Source organism: Pseudomonas sp. NPDC077186 (assembly GCF_044543505.1).
GTDB lineage: Bacteria > Pseudomonadota > Gammaproteobacteria > Pseudomonadales > Pseudomonadaceae > Aquipseudomonas.
The window spans coordinates 170,686-186,665 of the sequence record NZ_JBITWE010000002.1; the positions used below are offsets into that span (position 1 = coordinate 170,686).

At 68.0% G+C, this 15,980-nt stretch carries 15 protein-coding genes; 11 read left to right on the top strand and 4 right to left on the bottom strand.

From position 1 onward, the window contains the following. Nucleotides 1-205: 205 nt before the first annotated feature. The 10 genes from ACIGKL_RS09430 (at nt 206) to ACIGKL_RS09475 (ending at nt 7,195) form a co-directional block, all read left to right on the top strand. Complete coding sequence (locus ACIGKL_RS09430; RefSeq protein ID WP_397486398.1) at nt 206-1,180, top strand: KpsF/GutQ family sugar-phosphate isomerase; 975 nt, start codon at nt 206-208, stop codon at nt 1,178-1,180. Continuing rightward, entirely contained in the window at nt 1,180-1,701 is a 522-nt protein-coding gene (locus ACIGKL_RS09435) for a KdsC family phosphatase (protein ID WP_397486399.1), read from the top strand. Before ACIGKL_RS09430 ends, ACIGKL_RS09435 begins: the two co-directional genes overlap by 1 nt. An 8-nt stretch (nt 1,702-1,709) precedes the next feature. Further along, a complete protein-coding gene (gene lptC, locus ACIGKL_RS09440) occupies nt 1,710-2,276 on the top strand; it encodes an LPS export ABC transporter periplasmic protein LptC (RefSeq protein ID WP_397486400.1) in 567 nt (188 codons plus the stop codon). After that, nucleotides 2,263-2,808, top strand: coding sequence for a lipopolysaccharide transport periplasmic protein LptA (gene lptA / locus ACIGKL_RS09445; protein WP_397486401.1), 546 nt, complete (start codon nt 2,263-2,265; stop codon nt 2,806-2,808). The genes lptC and lptA overlap by 14 nt, the downstream gene beginning before the upstream one ends. After that, nucleotides 2,808-3,533: an LPS export ABC transporter ATP-binding protein gene (gene lptB / locus ACIGKL_RS09450; RefSeq protein WP_397486402.1), complete on the top strand. Its 726-nt coding sequence runs from the start codon at nt 2,808-2,810 to the stop codon at nt 3,531-3,533. Before lptA ends, lptB begins: the two co-directional genes overlap by 1 nt. A 136-nt stretch (nt 3,534-3,669) precedes the next feature. Next, nucleotides 3,670-5,163, top strand: coding sequence for an RNA polymerase factor sigma-54 (locus ACIGKL_RS09455; protein ID WP_397486403.1), 1,494 nt, complete (start codon nt 3,670-3,672; stop codon nt 5,161-5,163). Between the two features lie 99 nt (nt 5,164-5,262). Then, nucleotides 5,263-5,571 carry a ribosome hibernation-promoting factor, HPF/YfiA family gene (gene hpf / locus ACIGKL_RS09460; RefSeq protein ID WP_003242873.1) on the top strand — a complete coding sequence of 103 codons (309 nt, stop codon included), beginning with the start codon at nt 5,263-5,265 and terminating at the stop codon, nt 5,569-5,571. A gap of 12 nt (nt 5,572-5,583) precedes the next feature. Then, nucleotides 5,584-6,048 (top strand): PTS IIA-like nitrogen regulatory protein PtsN, encoded by a 465-nt coding sequence (ptsN, locus tag ACIGKL_RS09465; protein ID WP_021445580.1) that lies wholly within the window; start codon nt 5,584-5,586, stop codon nt 6,046-6,048. Nucleotides 6,049-6,050: 2 nt separating this feature from the next. Then, nucleotides 6,051-6,908, top strand: a complete 858-nt coding sequence (gene rapZ, locus ACIGKL_RS09470; protein ID WP_397486404.1) for an RNase adapter RapZ — start codon at nt 6,051-6,053, stop codon at nt 6,906-6,908. A 14-nt stretch (nt 6,909-6,922) separates the two neighbouring features. Then, nucleotides 6,923-7,195 (top strand): HPr family phosphocarrier protein, encoded by a 273-nt coding sequence (locus tag ACIGKL_RS09475; RefSeq protein ID WP_397486405.1) that lies wholly within the window; start codon nt 6,923-6,925, stop codon nt 7,193-7,195. Nucleotides 7,196-7,444: 249 nt separating this feature from the next. On the opposite strand, the gene pmbA is transcribed toward ACIGKL_RS09475, so the two are convergent. Further along, nucleotides 7,445-8,791: a metalloprotease PmbA gene (gene pmbA, locus ACIGKL_RS09480; protein WP_397486406.1), complete on the bottom strand. Its 1,347-nt coding sequence runs from the start codon at nt 8,789-8,791 to the stop codon at nt 7,445-7,447. 143 nt (nt 8,792-8,934) lie between these two features. On the opposite strand from pmbA, the gene yjgA reads away from it, so the two are divergent. Beyond that, nucleotides 8,935-9,453, top strand: coding sequence for a ribosome biogenesis factor YjgA (gene yjgA / locus ACIGKL_RS09485; RefSeq protein ID WP_397486407.1), 519 nt, complete (start codon nt 8,935-8,937; stop codon nt 9,451-9,453). Between the two features lie 204 nt (nt 9,454-9,657). Here the strand turns inward: yjgA and tldD are convergent, their stop codons facing one another. The 3 genes from tldD to ACIGKL_RS09500 form a co-directional block, all read right to left on the bottom strand. After that, nucleotides 9,658-11,115 (bottom strand): metalloprotease TldD, encoded by a 1,458-nt coding sequence (gene tldD / locus ACIGKL_RS09490; protein WP_397486408.1) that lies wholly within the window; start codon nt 11,113-11,115, stop codon nt 9,658-9,660. A 2-nt stretch (nt 11,116-11,117) separates the two neighbouring features. Then, nucleotides 11,118-11,966: a carbon-nitrogen hydrolase family protein gene (locus ACIGKL_RS09495; protein WP_397486409.1), complete on the bottom strand. Its 849-nt coding sequence runs from the start codon at nt 11,964-11,966 to the stop codon at nt 11,118-11,120. Between the two features lie 170 nt (nt 11,967-12,136). Beyond that, nucleotides 12,137-15,973: a YhdP family protein gene (locus tag ACIGKL_RS09500; protein ID WP_397486410.1), complete on the bottom strand. Its 3,837-nt coding sequence runs from the start codon at nt 15,971-15,973 to the stop codon at nt 12,137-12,139. Nucleotides 15,974-15,980: the final 7 nt, after the last annotated feature.

Here is a 15,980-nt window from a genome sequence, read left to right on the forward strand (position 1 = left end):
GGTCCCGAAGCGGGGACACGCGCCTGCAAGACGAGCCGAAATGGCCGCGGACTATAGCATTTGCCGCCGATACCGCCCAAGAGCGGCGCCGTCCGGCGTTCAGACTTGCGACAGCATTGGCGTTCGCCAGCCGATCAGGACAGGTGAGCGCGGCGCCCTTTCCCGCTATAATCCCCGTCTTTTTCGTCCGACAGCCTCGCCGAGCATGAACCAGACCCGCGACCTGATAGATTCCGCGCAGCGCACCATCCGCCTCGAAATCGAGGCGGTGCAAGAGCTGCTGCCCCGCATCGACGCCAATTTCGTCAAGGCCTGCGAGCTGATCCTGGCCTGCCAGGGCCGCGTGGTGGTGGTCGGCATGGGCAAGTCCGGACATGTCGGCAACAAGATCGCCGCCACCCTGGCCAGCACCGGCACCACGGCGTTCTTCGTCCACCCGGCCGAGGCCAGCCACGGCGACATGGGCATGATCACCAAGGACGACATCGTCCTGGCCCTGTCCAACTCCGGCTCCACCGCCGAGATCGTCACCCTGCTGCCCTTGATCAAGCGCCTCGGCATTCGCCTGATCAGCATGACCGGCAACCCGGAGTCGCCGCTGGCCAAGGCCGCCGAAGTCAATCTCGACGCCCGCGTCAGCCAGGAGGCCTGCCCGCTGAACCTGGCGCCGACTTCCTCCACCACCGCCAGCCTGGTGCTCGGCGACGCCCTGGCCATCGCCCTGCTGGAAGCGCGCGGCTTCACCGCCGAAGATTTCGCCTTCTCCCACCCCGGCGGCGCCCTCGGCCGGCGCCTGCTGCTCAAGGTGGACAACGTCATGCACGCAGGCGAAGCCCTGCCGCGGGTGAACCGCGGCACCAGCCTGCGCGACGCCCTGCTGGAAATGACCCAGAAGGGCCTGGGCATGACCGTGGTGGTGGAAGACGACGGCCGCCTGGCCGGCATCTTCACCGACGGCGACCTGCGCCGCACCCTGGACAAGGGCATCGACGTGCGCCAGGCGCTGATCGACGAGGTGATGACCCCGCACGGCAAGACCGCCCGCGCCGAGATGCTCGCCGCCGAGGCGCTGAAGATCATGGAAGACCACAAGATCAACGCCCTGGTGGTGGTCGACGAGCGGGACCGACCGGTCGGCGCGCTGAACATGCACGACCTGCTGCGCGCGGGGGTGATGTGATGAACGACCTGTTGCGCCGCGCCCGCGCGATCAAGCTGGCGATCTTCGACGTCGACGGCGTGCTCACCGACGGCCGCCTGTACTTCCTCGAAGACGGCAGCGAGTTCAAGACCTTCAACACGCTGGACGGCCACGGCATCAAGCTGCTGATCGCCTCCGGCGTGCGCACCGCGATCATCAGCGGACGCAAGACCCCGGTGGTCGAGCGCCGCGCGGGCAACCTGGGCATCCAGCACCTGTTCCAGGGCCGCGAGGACAAACTCGTGGTGCTCGACGGCCTGCTCGCCGAACTGGGCCTAAGCTACGAGCAGGTCGCCTACCTGGGCGACGACCTGCCGGATCTTCCGGTGATTCGCCGGGTCGGATTGGGCATGGCCGTGGCCAGCGCCGATGCCTTCGTCCGCCAGCATGCCCATGGCGTGACCCAGGCGCGCGGCGGCGACGGCGCGGCGCGGGAATTCTGCGAACTGATCATGCGTGCCCAGGGCACGCTGGATGCGGCCCAGGCCGCCTACCTGTAGAGCACAGCATGCAGCGTAAAGCCCTCAACTACCTGATCTTCGCCCTGATCGCCGCCCTGGTCGCGGCGCTCGGCTACTGGAACATCGCCCCCAATGGCGACCGTCAGGCCCAGTCGGCAGGCAGCGACAACGCCGTCGACTTCTATGTGCTCGGCGCGCGCACCGTGCAATTCCAGGACGACGGCAAGCTGCACTACCGCATGACCGCCGACAAGCTCGAACATATCAAGAGCACCGACATCACCCTGGTCGACACCCCCAAGCTGGACCTGTACCGCGGCAACGAGCTGCCATGGAAGGTCACTAGCCAGCGCGCCGAGGTCTCCCCCGGCGGCGTCGAGGTGGAACTGATCGACAAGGTGCGCATCGCCCGCACCGACGCCAAGGGCCGCCCGACCATCATCACCAGCAGCCGCATGACCGTGATTCCCGACAAGGAATATGCGCAGACCCAGCAAGCCGTTAGAATCGTCGCGGCCAACGGGGTGACCACGGCACAAGGAATGAAAGCGTACTTGAACGACGGCAGGATGCTCCTGCTGTCCAACGTAAGAGGCCAGCATGAGGTTCGTTAACACCCTCCCCCTGATTCTCAGCCTCGGCGCCGCATTGGGAAGCGCGGCCGCCTGGGCCCTGCCGTCCGACCGCGAGCAGCCGATCCGCATCCAGGCCGACAGCGCCGAACTGGACGACAAGCAGGGCGTGGCGGTGTATCGCGGCGACGTGATCATCACCCAGGGCACCCTGAAGATCACCGGCGACACCGTGACCATCACCCAGACCGCCAGCGGCGACATCGACGTGTTCACCTCGGTGGGCAACCTCGCCTACTACGAGCAGAAGCCGGCGGTGGACAAGGAAATCGTCAAGGCCTACGGCCGCACCATCCAGTATTTCTCCAGCAACGAGCGTATCGTGCTGATCGACCAGGCCAAGGTGATCCAGGAAGGCAACACCTTCGAAGGCGAGAAGATCGTCTACGACACCCAGCGCCAGATCGTCAACGCCGGCCGCGCCACGGGCACCAACGTCAGCACGCCGCGCCCGCGCATCGACATGATCATCCAGCCGAAGAACAAACCCGCGGACCAGCAGGCACAGCAGTAATGGCCATTCTCAAAGCCCAACACCTGGCCAAGAGCTACAAGGGCCGCCAGGTCGTCCGCGACGTCAGCCTGAGCATCGAGAGCGGACAGATCGTCGGCCTGCTCGGCCCCAACGGCGCCGGCAAGACCACCTGCTTCTACATGATCGTCGGCCTGGTGCGCGCCGATCAGGGCCGCGTGCGCATCGACGACCTCGACGTCAGCCACCAGCCCATGCACGGCCGCGCCCGCGCCGGGATCGGCTACCTGCCGCAGGAAGCCTCGATCTTCCGCAAGCTGTCGGTGGCCGACAACATCATGGCCATCCTCGAGACGCGCAAGGACCTGGACCGCGCCGGCCGCCAGGCGGAGCTGGAAAACCTGCTGCAGGAATTCCACATCCACCACATCTCAGGCAGCCTCGGCATGAGCCTGTCCGGCGGCGAGCGGCGCCGCGTGGAAATCGCCCGCGCCCTGGCCACCAACCCCAAGTTCATCCTGCTCGACGAGCCCTTCGCCGGCGTCGACCCGATCTCGGTGGGCGACATCAAGCAGATCATCCACCACCTCAAGACCAAGGGCATCGGCATCCTGATCACCGATCACAACGTGCGCGAGACCTTGGACATCTGCGAAACCGCCTACATCGTCAACGACGGCCAGCTGATCGCCGAGGGCGACGCCGAGACCATCCTCGCCAACCAGACGGTGAAAGAGGTGTACCTGGGCCATGAGTTCCGCTTGTAGGCACCGATTACTCCCACTACAGAAAGATTACAAGACCTAGGCAAACCCCCTAAACTCAGGCATATAATTTGCTTCCTGGTGGCGCCCCGGCGCCCTGTAGTGGAAGGCGTAACCCGCCGGTGAATTAAGGTCTGCAATGAAACCATCGCTAGTCCTCAAGATGGGCCAGCAGCTGACGATGACCCCGCAGCTGCAACAGGCTATCCGCCTCCTCCAACTGTCGACCCTGGACCTGCAACAGGAAATCCAGGAGGCACTGGAGTCCAACCCCATGCTCGAGCGCCAGGAAGACGGCGACGACTTCGACAACAGCGACCCCATGGCCGACGGCGCGGAAAGCGCCGCGCCCACCCCGAGCAAGGAAGACAGCTACCAGGAAACCACCCCCACGGTGGACAACCTGGAAGACGGCGAGTGGAACGAACGCATCCCCAACGAACTGCCGGTCGATACCGCCTGGGAAGACGTCTACCAGACCAGCGCCAGCAGCCTGCCGAGCAACGACGACGACGAGTGGGACTTCACCACCCGCACCTCCAGCGGCGAGAGCCTGCACAGCCACCTGCTCTGGCAACTCAACCTGGCGCCGATGTCGGACAAGGATCGGCTGATCGCCGCCACCTTGATCGACTGCATCAACAACGACGGCTACCTGGAAGAAAGCCTCGAGGAAGTCGCCGAATCCTTCGACCCCGAACTGGACGTCGAGCTGGACGAGGTGGAAGTGGTGCTGCACCGCATCCAGCAGTTCGAGCCGGCCGGCATCGGCGCCCGCGACCTGCGCGAATGCCTGCTGCTGCAACTGCGCCAGCTGCCCGCCGGCACGCCCTGGCTGAGCGAGACCCAGCGCGTGGTCGGCGACTACCTGGAACTGCTCGGCAGCCGCGATTACGCCCAGCTGATGCGCCGCAGCAAGCTCAAGGAAGACGAGCTCAAGCAGGTCATCGACCTGATCCAGCGCCTCAACCCGCGCCCGGGTTCGCAGATCGAGTCCAGCGAGCCGGAGTACGTGGTGCCCGACGTCATCGTGCGCAAGCACAACGACCGCTGGCTGGTGGAGCTGAACCAGGAGGCCATGCCGCGCCTGCGGGTCAACCCGCAGTACGCCGGCTTCGTCAAACGCGCCGACTCCAGCGCCGACAACACCTTCATGCGCAACCAGCTGCAGGAAGCGCGCTGGTTTATCAAGAGCCTGCAGAGCCGCAACGAGACGCTGATGAAGGTCGCCACGCAGATCGTCGAGCACCAGCGCGGCTTCCTCGACTACGGCGACGAGGCGATGAAGCCGCTGGTGCTGCACGATATCGCCGAGGCGGTGGGCATGCACGAGTCGACCATCTCGCGGGTCACCACGCAGAAATTCATGCACACCCCGCGCGGCATTTACGAGCTGAAATACTTCTTCTCCAGCCACGTCAGCACCGCCGAGGGTGGCGAATGCTCGTCCACCGCGATCCGCGCCATCATCAAAAAACTGGTTGCCGCAGAAAACGCGAAAAAGCCGTTGAGCGACAGCAAGATCGCTGGTTTACTGGAGGCACAAGGCATCCAAGTCGCCCGTCGGACAGTCGCCAAGTACCGCGAATCCCTCGGCATAGCGCCCTCCAGCGAGCGCAAGCGACTGATGTAGGCCAGATCGATTGGAAGCCTCTCGCTTCCAAGCCAAAGTGTTCCGGCGGCGGGTCGCATAGGACCCGCCTCTTACACAAGGCAACAAGGAGAAAGCGGTATGCAAGTCAACATCAGTGGACACCAGCTGGATGTGACCGACGCCCTGCGTGACTATATCGGCGAGAAACTCGGCCGATTGGAACGCCACTTCGACAAGATCACCAACGTTCAGGTGACCATGGAGGTCGAGAAGCTCAAGCAGAAGATCGAAGCTACCCTGCACGTCGCCGGCGGCGAGGTCGTCGCCAACGCCGAACACCAAGACATGTACGCCGCCATCGACCTGTTGGCCGACAAACTCGACCGTCAACTCATCAAGCACAAGGAAAAGCAGCTCGAACGCCTGCAAGGCGCCACGGCCCGCTGACATTCCCCATCCATGATCCGACTTGAAAACATCCTGACCCCCGGCCGTTCCCTGGTGAACGTGCCGGGCGGCAGTAAGAAACGCGTGCTCGAACAGATCGCCAACCTGGTGGCACGCGACCTGCCCGACCTGGATGCCCAGGACATCTTCGAAAGCCTGATCGCCCGCGAGAAGCTCGGCTCCACCGGCTTCGGCAACGGCATCGCCATTCCCCACTGCCGCCTGGCCGGCTGCAGCGCGCCGATCAGCGCGGTGCTGCGCCTGGACACCGCGGTGGACTTCGACGCCATCGACGGCGCCCCGGTCGACCTGCTGTTCGTCCTGCTGGTGCCGGAAGCGGCCACCGACGCCCACCTCGAACTGCTGCGCCAGATCGCCAGCATGCTCGACCGCCAGGACGTGCGCGAACGTCTGCGCCAGGCCCCGGCCAGCGCGGATCTGTACCAGGTGGTCGTGGACATCCAGAACGGTCAATAAGCATGCGCCTGATCATCGTCAGCGGTCGCTCCGGCTCGGGCAAGAGCACCGCCCTCGATGTACTTGAGGACAACGGCTTCTACTGCATCGACAACCTGCCCGCCGGCCTGCTGCCGGACCTGGCCGAGCGCGCCCTGCTCAACAGCGAGATGTTGCTGCCGCAGGTGGCGGTGTCGATCGACGCGCGCAACCTGCAGAGCCACCTCAAGCGCTTCCCGGATCTGCTCGAACAGGTGCGCCAGCGCAATATCCGCTGCGACATCCTCTACCTCGACGCCGACGACGAAACTCTGCTCAAGCGCTTCTCGGAAACCCGCCGGCGCCACCCGCTGACCGACGAGAACCGCTCGCTGGCCGAGGCCATCGCCGACGAGAGCCAGGTGCTGGCGCCCATCGTCGACCTGGCCGACCTGAAGATCGACACCACCCACCTCAACCTCTACCAGCTGCGCGACAGCCTCAAGCTGCGCCTGCTGGGCCAGCCTGAGCCGGGCACCGCCTTCCTGATCGAATCCTTCGGTTTCAAGCGCGGCATGCCGGTGGACGCCGACCTGGTGTTCGACGCGCGCTGCCTGCCCAACCCCTACTGGAAGCCGGAACTGCGCGACTTCTCCGGGCTGCAGCAGCCGGTGGTCGACTACCTGGCGGCGCAACCGGAGGTCGAGGAAATGTACCAGGACATCCTCGCCTACCTGGAGAAATGGCTGCCGCGCTTCGCCGCCAGCAACCGCGCCTATGTCACCATCGCCATCGGCTGCACCGGCGGTCATCATCGCTCGGTCTACCTGGCCAACCGCCTGAGCCAGGCGCTGAAAAAACCGCTGAAGAACGTCCAGGTGCGTCACCGCGACCTCAGCTAAGGAACCCCGCCGCGATGCCAGCCCGTGAAATCACCATCATCAACAAGCTCGGCCTGCACGCCCGCGCCGCCGCCAAGTTCGTCGGCGTGGCCAGCGCCTACCCCTGCCAGGTGCGCATCGGCCGCTCCAGCGACAGCCTGGTGGACGGCAAGAGCATCATGGCGGTGATGATGCTGGCGGCCGGCAAGGGCACCCCGGTGCACCTGCACACCGAGGGCGATCAGGATCACGAGGCGCTGGACGCGCTGGTCGGCCTGATCGAGAACTACTTCGAGGAAGGCGAGTAACGCCCCCCCAAAAAACCACAAGGCCACCCGCGGGTGGCCTTGTCGTTTCGGCCCATCTCAACTGCCGGCGACGGTCATCCTCTCGATCAGCCCGTAGGTTGGGTTGAGGAGCCGGCGACGAAGCCCAACATGAGCGCGGAAACCGGATCGGATCGCCGAGCGGAGCGCTGCGCGCTCCGCGTTGGGCTTCGCTGCGCTCAGCACCAACCTACGGATACAAGCCCCAAGCGCACCGGCCTGGAACTAAGCTCAGCTCCCCGCTACCGTCATCTTCTCGATCAGCACCGAGCCGGTGCAGATATTGCCGCGCCGTTCCAGGTCGCGACCGACCGCGACGATCTGGCGGAACATGTCGCGCAGGTTGCCGGCGATGGTCACCTCCTGCACCGGGAACTGGATCTCGCCGTTCTCCACCCAGAACCCGGCGGCGCCGCGCGAATAGTCGCCGGTGACCAGGTTCAGGCCCTGGCCCATCAGCTCGGTGACCAGCAGGCCGCGGCCCATGCGGCGAATCAGCGCCTGCTGGTCCTCCTCGCCATGAGTGACGAACAGGTTGTGCACGCCGCCGGAGTTGGCCGTGCTGGGCAGGCCCAGCTTGCGTCCGGAATAGGTGCCGAGCACATAGGACACCAGCTCGCCCTTGTCGACGAAGGACTTGGCGTAGGTGGCCAGGCCGTCGCCGTCGAAGGTCGCGCTGCCCAGCGCCCGCGGCAGGTGCGGGCGCTCGTCGAGACTCAGCCATTCGGGGAACAGGCGCTGGCCCAGCGCGCCTTCGAGAAAGGAGGAGTGGCGGTACAGGTTGCCGCCGGAAATCGCCGCCAGCAGGTGGCCGAACAGGCCGCCGGCCAGCTCGGCGGCAAACAGCACCGGCACCTCGCAGGTCGGCACCGGACGCGCGCCCAGGCGACTGACCGCGCGCTGCGCGGCGCGCCGACCGATCTCGCCGGCATCGGCGAGCAGCTCGCCCTGGCGGTTGACGTCGTACCAGTAATCGCGCTGCATCTGCCCCTCGCCGCCGGCGATCATCACGCAGCTCAGGCTGTGCCGGGTGCTGGCGTAACCGCCGACGAAGCCGTGACTGTTGCCGTAGACCCGGCAGCCCTGGTGGGTGTTGAGGCTGGTGCCGTCGGCGTTGTTGATCCGCGCATCGGCGGCAAAGGCCGCCGCCTCGCAGACCAGCGCCTGCTCCACCGCCTGCTCGGGGCTGATCGACCAGGGATGGTAGAGATCCAGCTCGGGCAGCTCGCGGGCCATCAGCGCGGCATCGGCGAGGCCGGCACATTCGTCCTCGCTGGCGTGCTTGGCAATCGCCAGGGCTGCCGCCACCGTCTCGCGGATCGCCGCGCTGCCGGTGGCCGAGGTGCTCGCCGAGCCCTTGCGCTGGCCCACATAGAGAGTGATGCCGAAACCCTGGTCGCGGTTGAACTCGACGGTTTCCACCTCGCCCTGGCGCACCGTGGTGGACAGTCCCTGGCCGGCGGACACCGCCACCTCGCAGGCGCTGGCGCCCTGGCGCTTGGCCTCGGCGAGAATCTCTTCGACCTGCGCCTGCAACTGGGGCAGGGCCTGCGGGCCGATCACCTCTACTTCACTCATAACCACTCCGATTCTCAAAAGAAGCTGCAAGCTGCAAGCCTCAAGCTACAAGAAAGCAGCCAAAGCCGCTCTTCTCTTGAAGCTTGAGGCTTGAGGCTTGCCGCTACTGCTATCATGGCGGCGTTTCCCACTGGACCCGCCCCATGTCTGATTCCTTCGACGACTTCTCCCTGGAGAAGAGTAAATCCCAGGTCAAACGCGAGCTGCATGCCCTGCAGGAACTCGGCGAGCGCCTGACCACGCTCAAGCCGGACCTGCTGGCCAAGATGCCGCTGAGCGACGCCCTGCGCCGTGCCCTGGCCGAAGCGCCGAAACACACCGCCAACGCCGCGCGCAAACGCCATATCCAGTTCATCGGCAAGCTGATGCGCGAACAGGATGTCGAGGCGATCCTCGCCATGCTCGACCAGGTGGACAGCTCCACCCGCGAATACAACGAGCGCTTCCATGCTCTCGAGCGTTGGCGCGACCGCCTGATCGCCGGCGGCGACGAGGCCCTGGAAGGCTTTATCGGCCAGTACCCGGACGCCGACCGCCAGCACCTGCGCGGGCTGGTCCGCCATGCCCAGCACGAGGCGGCGCACAACAAACCGCCCGCCGCCGCGCGCAAGGTGTTCAAGTACATCCGCGAACTGGACGAAATGCAGCGCGGCCTGCGTTGATAACCTCCATCCGTAACGCCTGTAGGTTGGGCTGAGCGCAGCGAAGCCCAACAGATGCACGCCGAGCGGAAAGCTCGACAGCCGAACGGGCGCCAGTTCGACAGCTGAACGTCGGGCGCCGAGCGGGCCCGGCCCGGCAGCTGAACGCCGAGCGGAGCGCTGCGCGCTCCCTGTTGGGCTTCGTCGCAGGCTCCTCAACCCAACCTACGCCCCCGTCCCGCCGACGGTGATGGCGTCGATCTTCAGGGTCGGCTGGCCGACGCCCACCGGCACCGACTGGCCGTCCTTGCCGCAGGTACCGACGCCGCTGTCCAGGGCCAGGTCGTTGCCGACCATGGACACCCGGCTCATGGCCTCCGGACCGTTGCCGATCAGGGTCGCGCCCTTGACCGGGGCGGTGATCCGGCCGTCCTCTATCAGGTAGGCCTCGCTGGTGGAGAAGACGAACTTGCCGCTGGTGATGTCGACCTGGCCGCCGCCGAGGTTGGCGCAGTAGATGCCCTTCTTCACCGAACGGATGATCTCCTCGGGATCGCTCTGCCCGGCCAGCATGTAGGTGTTGGTCATGCGCGGCATCGGCAGGTGCGCGTAGGACTCGCGGCGGCCGTTGCCGGTGCGCGCCGCGCCCATCAAGCGGGCGTTGAGCTTGTCCTGCATGTAGCCCTTGAGCACGCCGTTCTCGATCAGCGTGGTGCACTGGGTCGGCGTGCCCTCGTCGTCGACGCTGAGCGAACCGCGGCGCCCTTCCAGGGTGCCGTCGTCGACTATGGTGCACAGGCTGGAGGCGACCCGCTCGCCGATGCGACCGCTGTAGGCCGAGCTGCCCTTGCGGTTGAAGTCGCCCTCCAGGCCGTGGCCGACCGCCTCGTGCAGCAGCACGCCGGACCAGCCGGCGCCCATCACCACCGGCAGAGTGCCGGCCGGCGCGGGAATCGCCTCGAGGTTGACCAGGGCCTGGCGCAGCGCCTCGCGGGCATAGCCCATGGCGCGATCCTCTTCGAGGCCCCCTCTTTGCAAAAAGAACCGGTAGTCGCTGCGCCCGCCGCCGCCGTGACCGCCGCGCTCGCGACGGCCGTTGTGCTCGACTATGACGCTGACGTTGAAACGCACCAGCGGGCGCACGTCGGCGCTCAGGCTGCCGTCGTGGGCGGCCACCAGCACCCGGTCCCAGACCCCGGCCAGGCTCACGGTGACCTGCTTGATGCGCGGGTCGAGGGCGCGCGTGGCGCGGTCGATGCGTTGCAGCAGCTCGACCTTCTCGGCGCGAGCGAGCACGTCCAGCGGGTTGTCCGGCGCGTACAGGGCGCTGACCTGCGGGCTGGCGAAGGCCTGCACGCGGCCCTGCTGGCCGGCGCGGGAGATCGAGCGGGCGGCGCGCGCCGCCTGGCGCAGGGCATCCAGGGTGATGGCGTTGCTGTAGGCGAAGCCGGTCTTCTCACCGGACTGGGCGCGCACGCCGACGCCCTGGTCGAGGTTGAAGCTGCCCTCCTTGACGATGCCGTCCTCCAGCACCCAGGTTTCCGAGACCTGGCTCTGGAAATACAGGTCGGCGGCGTCGATCCCCGGGCCGGCGAGTTCGCCGAGCACGCCGGGCAGGCTGTCGAGGGTCAGGTTGCCGGGGGCGAGCAGGTGCTCGCTGACGGACATCAGCATCGGGTTCATGGTCACTCCACTGCGATCGGACGCACGGCGTCCGATGAAAGAATTCTGCGGTGCGCCTGCACCGGCATGCGTTGCCGGATCGCCGCCTGCTCGGCGCCGTCGCGGCTGGCCAGCAGCACCGCCTGGCCCTGATCCTGCTCGGCCAGCACGCGGCCCCAGGGGTCGACGATGGCCGAATGACCGAAGGTCTGCCGCGGCCCGGGGTGCTCGCCACCCTGCCCCGCCGCCAGCACATAGCACTGGGTCTCGATGGCGCGGGCGCGCACCAGCACCTGCCAGTGCGCGGCGCCGGTCACCGCGGTGAAGGCCGAGGGCGCGCTGATCAGCTCGGCGCCGGCCTGGCGTAGCGCGCCGTACAGCTCGGGAAAGCGCAGATCGTAGCAGACGCTCAGGCCCAGGCGGCCGACCGGGGTATCGGCGACCACGATGCGCTGGCCATGGGCGAAGTCGTCCGACTCGCGGTAGCTGCCACGGTTGTCGGCCACTTCGACGTCGAACAGGTGCAGCTTGTCGTAACGCGCCACCCGCTGGCCGGCGTCGTCGATCAGCAGCGAACAGGCATGCGGCTTGGCCTCGGGCGCCTCGTCCGGCGGCAGCGGCAGGGTGCCGGCGACTATCCACAACTCGAGGTCGCGCGCGGCCTGCCTCAACCAGGGCAGGATCGGCCCCTGGCCCAGCGCCTCGGCACGGCCGAGCGCGGCCAGGTCGCGGCGGCCCATGGCGGCGAAGTTCTCCGGCAGCACCGCCAGGCGCGCGCCGCCGGCCGCCGCCTGCTCCAGCAGTTGGCGGGCCTGGGTCAAATTGGCCAGCACGTCGTCCTGACTGACCATCTGGATCACGGCAAAGGTCATGGCATACCCGATATCGGCCGCAAGGGGCCCTGTAAAACTTGTTCATGATCTCGCGAGCTAGAGCCCTGCAAGGCGAAAACAGGCGAGGAAGCGGAGTGTACTTTTGTACATGAGCATTCCGAGCCTGTTTTTAACGCAGCAGGGCCGACGCGCAGCAGATCATGTGCAGCTTACCTGGGTTTCTCGAAAGGCTTGTCAAAACTGATCTGCGGACTCTGCATCGGGCCCTTGACGTCGTACTGCACGCTGGCGAAGCGCGCCACGCGGTCGCCGAGCAGCTTGTCGACGACGAACAGCGCGCCGCCGATGGCCGGGGCGCCGACGATCAGCGCGGCCAGCGGCAGGTTGTTGGTCACCGGCAGGGTCACCAGCAGCTTGGCGTCGATCCGTTCGTTGCGCATGTCGAGGTTGCCGTTGAGCTCCAGGTTGCTCGACGGGCCGCTCAGCACGATCGGCTCGCGGGTGACGAACAGGCCGTCGTTGGCCTGCAGCCGCCCCTTGACCCGGTCGTAGCTCAGGCCCTTGCCGAGCAGGTCGGAGAAATCCAGGCGCAGGCGGCGGCCGATGGAGTCGAAATTGAGCAGGCCGAACACCCGCAGCGCCTGCGCCGAGCCCTGCACCTCGACGAACTGACCGTTGCGCAGCGCCGGTTCCAGGCTGCCGGAGAAGCGCTTGAGCGACAGCCAGGCCGGCGAGCCGGGCCAGTTGCCGTCGATATCCAGGCGGAAGCTCTCGCTGGTGGCGCTGGGGGCATAGCCCCAGGCCAGCAGCACCTTGGCCAGATCCTCGCCCTGCAGACGGCCCTGGTACCAGCTGCGCGTGGCCCCCGGCGCGCCGCGCCAGCCGGCGCTGCCGCCGACCTTGAGGCCCTGCAGGTCGAGGTCGAGCTGGTCGAAGCGCACGCCGTCCGCCTCCGGGCGCACCTGCAGCGACCAGGCGCCGAGTATCTTGGCGCCACGCCGCACCTCATCGATGCGAATGTCCAGCGCCGGAATCTGCCGCGGGTCGACCGCGGCCAGCGGGTCCGGCGCCTCTTCTAGCTTGTCTCGCTTGCCTGGCTTGTCCGGATCGGCGGGCGGCAGGCGCAGGTAGTCGAGCTCCACGCGAATCGGCGTCTGCGCCGCATCGGCCAGCAGCACGCGGCCGGCCGCCAGCTCGCTGTCCAGTTGCAGGGCCCAGGCCTGCCCCTGGCGCGCCAGGCCCACTTGCAGATCGTTGAGCTCGTTGCCGAAGCCGCGGAAACGCTCGATCCGCAGCTGGGCGTCCTTGAACAGGCGTTGGCTCTCGGCGTCCACGCTCACCGCATGGCGTTGGCGCACCTGCTGCCAGGCGTCCCAGTCCAGCTCGTCGAGCCGGCCGCGCAGGCGCAGGCCCTGGCTGCTGGGCAGCCGCGCCGGGGTGCCGCCGAGCATCAGCTCGCCGCGCCCCTGGCTCAGCTCGCCGGGCGGCGCGGCCAGGGCCAGGCTGGCCAGGTTCTGGTAGTCGAGCCAGTAGCGTCGCTCGCGGCCGGCCAGGGTCATGCGCCAGTCGGCGTAGCGCTCCTCGCCGGCCGCCTTGGCGAAGGGCGCGGGCAGGTCGATGGCCACGCCCTTGAGATTGGAGTCGACGCGCAGCTGGCTGTCATCGCCGTCCAGGGTCAGGCGCAGGCGGTAGGGCAGCAGGCCGCGCAGCGGCAGGCTCTGCTCGATGCCGAGCCACTGCCGCAGGGTCTCCACCTCGGCCTGGCCGCGCAGATCGAACAGGGTGCGCGTCCGTCCCCGCGCGCCTTCGGCGCTGATGCTGCCACGCACCTGGCGGCCGAACACCTGGGCCCGCACGTCCGGCGCACTCAGGCCGCTGGCGCTGTTGAAACGGAATGCCCCCTGGATCTGGCTCAGCTGCAGGGCGGGATTGACCAGCTCGAGGCGCGCGCCTTCGGTGGCGAAGTCCACCACCACGCCGGGCGGCGCACCCTTGGCCAGCGGGATGTCCAGCTGCAGGCGCCCGGCCAGCGGGCCCTCGCCCTGCCAGCCGGCGAACAGCTCGGCGGTGCCCAGCGGCGCCTCCTGCAGCAGCTTGAGGGCGTCGCCCAGGCTGCTGCTCACCTCGCCGTCGAGCTGCAGGCGCGGCGGCTGGCCGTTGTGCAGCAGCGGGATAGCGGCGCTGACCGCGCGCACCCGGCTGTCCAGCAGGCGCCCCTGCTGCAGGCGCACGCGCACGCCGTCGTCCTCGATCAGCACCTGGCCGCGGCCTTCGCGCAGCGCCGGCCAGCCGGGCTGGAAGGCCAGCTCGGCGTCCGCCACCTGGAAGAACAGGCTGAGGCTGCGCGCCCCAAGCGGCGCCCCCTTGTTCAGCGAACCCTGGTACTGGAAGTAGCCCTCCTCCACCTTGCCGGCGCGAATCGCCGTCTGCAGCCAGCGACTCAGTTCGGCGCTCATGCCCGGCGAACGGGTCGGCAGGTACTTCTCGGTGTAGGCCGCATCGCCGTCGCGCAGACCGACGCGCAGATCCATGTAGTCCTCGGCGTCGGGGTCGCGGCGCAGGCGGATCAGCATGTCGCCGGCGATCTGCCCTTCCTCGCCGTCCAGGCGCATATAGGGGCTGGCCAGGGTCAGGCCGTCGTCGTTCCAGGCCCAGCTCAGCCGCGCCTGGGCGTGGCGGTAGCGCCAGGGTGCGGGGAACAGCTGATCTAGGTGCAGGGCGAAATTCTCGCTATTGAGGCGCAGCTCGCCCTGAAACGGGTTCCCCGACACGCTGCCGCTGACGTTCTCGGCCGCCGGCGCGCCGCGGTAGGCGGCGATGCCGACCCGTTCCAGGTTGGCGGCGAACTGCAGGCGCGCGGCGCCCTCGCGGCGCGGCTGGTAGTCCAGCTGCAGGTTGGCCACGCCGCCCACCGGGGCCAGCCCGGCCAGCGTCTGCTCGGCGACCTCCGGCAGCGGCGCCAGGGCCTGGACCAGCGGCGCCCAGGCGGCCAGGTCGAAGCGGTCGGCGCGCAGTTGCCAGCGTTCGGCGTCGCTGCCGGCGCCCTCCTGGCTCAGGGCCAGGTGCAGTTCGCCGGTGCGCCGCTCGCCCTGGTTGAAGGCCAGGGAATCGAGCTGCGCCTGGATCCCCGCGGCGCCGCGCTGGAAATAGGCGTTGAAGGCCAGATCCTCCAGGCTCACCGCCTCGCGCTCGGCGTAGCCGCCGCGCACCTGCGGCGCATGCAGGCGCAGCGCGCCGCGCTGCAACTCGCCGCCGTGGCTGCTCAGCCACAGCTCGCCGCCGGCCTGCAGGCGCTGCACCTGCCAGGCGCCGGTCAGGCGCGGCGGCAGCCAGGCGGCCCAGTCGCTCTGCGGCAAACTCAGGTAGAGCTCGGCCTGGGTCTGCCGCCACTGCTGCGGCTGCATGCGCGTGCGCAGCTGCAGGCTCAGCGGCTGACCGTCGGGCAGCAGCAGGCGGGCGTCGAGACGCTGGCGGTTGACGCCGTAACGCAGGCTGAGGTTGAGGTAACTGAGCTTCAGCGGCTCCTGGCCGGCGGCCTGCAGCACCAGCTGGCTGTCCACCAGGCTCAGGTGCTGCACCACGCGCAGCCGTTGCAGCAACTCGGCGACGTCGGCGCGCCCGCCCTGCGGCCCGTCGGGCAGGCCCTGCAGGCGCCAGCTGCCGTCGTCCTGCTGCTGCACGTGCAGCTGCAAACCGGTCAGTTGCAGGTGGCCGATGCGCGCGCGCCGCGCCAGCAGGCTGGCCAGCAGGTCCGGCACCACCCGCACCCGGTCCAGCACCAGGCGCTGCTCGCCATCGCCGACCTGCACGTCGCGCGCCACCAGCAAGGGGGCGAAGCCCTGCCACTGGCCCTCCAGCGCACCGATGCGCACCGGCACGCCGAGCGCAGCGCCGGCGCGGTTCTCCGCCTCCAGGCGGTACTCGGCGACCAGCGGCACCAGCTCGCGGCCCAGGCTGACGTACAGCGCCGCCAGCACCAGCAGCGCGGCACAGAGCCCCAGGCCCCAGCGCAGCAGGGCCATCAGCAGACGGGCCAGCGCGTTCATCTCAGCG

Coding starts and splice junctions, on each gene's coding strand:
- rapZ (WP_397486404.1), top strand. CDS start 6,051: ATGCGCCTGATCATCGTCAGCGGTCGCTCCGGCTCGGGCAAGAGCACC.
- ACIGKL_RS09455 (WP_397486403.1), top strand. CDS start 3,670: ATGAAACCATCGCTAGTCCTCAAGATGGGCCAGCAGCTGACGATGACC.
- ACIGKL_RS09435 (WP_397486399.1), top strand. CDS start 1,180: ATGAACGACCTGTTGCGCCGCGCCCGCGCGATCAAGCTGGCGATCTTC.
- ptsN (WP_021445580.1), top strand. CDS start 5,584: ATGATCCGACTTGAAAACATCCTGACCCCCGGCCGTTCCCTGGTGAAC.
- yjgA (WP_397486407.1), top strand. CDS start 8,935: ATGTCTGATTCCTTCGACGACTTCTCCCTGGAGAAGAGTAAATCCCAG.
- ACIGKL_RS09430 (WP_397486398.1), top strand. CDS start 206: ATGAACCAGACCCGCGACCTGATAGATTCCGCGCAGCGCACCATCCGC.
- lptC (WP_397486400.1), top strand. CDS start 1,710: ATGCAGCGTAAAGCCCTCAACTACCTGATCTTCGCCCTGATCGCCGCC.
- lptA (WP_397486401.1), top strand. CDS start 2,263: ATGAGGTTCGTTAACACCCTCCCCCTGATTCTCAGCCTCGGCGCCGCA.
- ACIGKL_RS09475 (WP_397486405.1), top strand. CDS start 6,923: ATGCCAGCCCGTGAAATCACCATCATCAACAAGCTCGGCCTGCACGCC.
- ACIGKL_RS09500 (WP_397486410.1), bottom strand. CDS start 15,973: ATGAACGCGCTGGCCCGTCTGCTGATGGCCCTGCTGCGCTGGGGCCTG.
- hpf (WP_003242873.1), top strand. CDS start 5,263: ATGCAAGTCAACATCAGTGGACACCAGCTGGATGTGACCGACGCCCTG.
- lptB (WP_397486402.1), top strand. CDS start 2,808: ATGGCCATTCTCAAAGCCCAACACCTGGCCAAGAGCTACAAGGGCCGC.
- ACIGKL_RS09495 (WP_397486409.1), bottom strand. CDS start 11,966: ATGACCTTTGCCGTGATCCAGATGGTCAGTCAGGACGACGTGCTGGCC.
- pmbA (WP_397486406.1), bottom strand. CDS start 8,791: ATGAGTGAAGTAGAGGTGATCGGCCCGCAGGCCCTGCCCCAGTTGCAG.
- tldD (WP_397486408.1), bottom strand. CDS start 11,115: ATGAACCCGATGCTGATGTCCGTCAGCGAGCACCTGCTCGCCCCCGGC.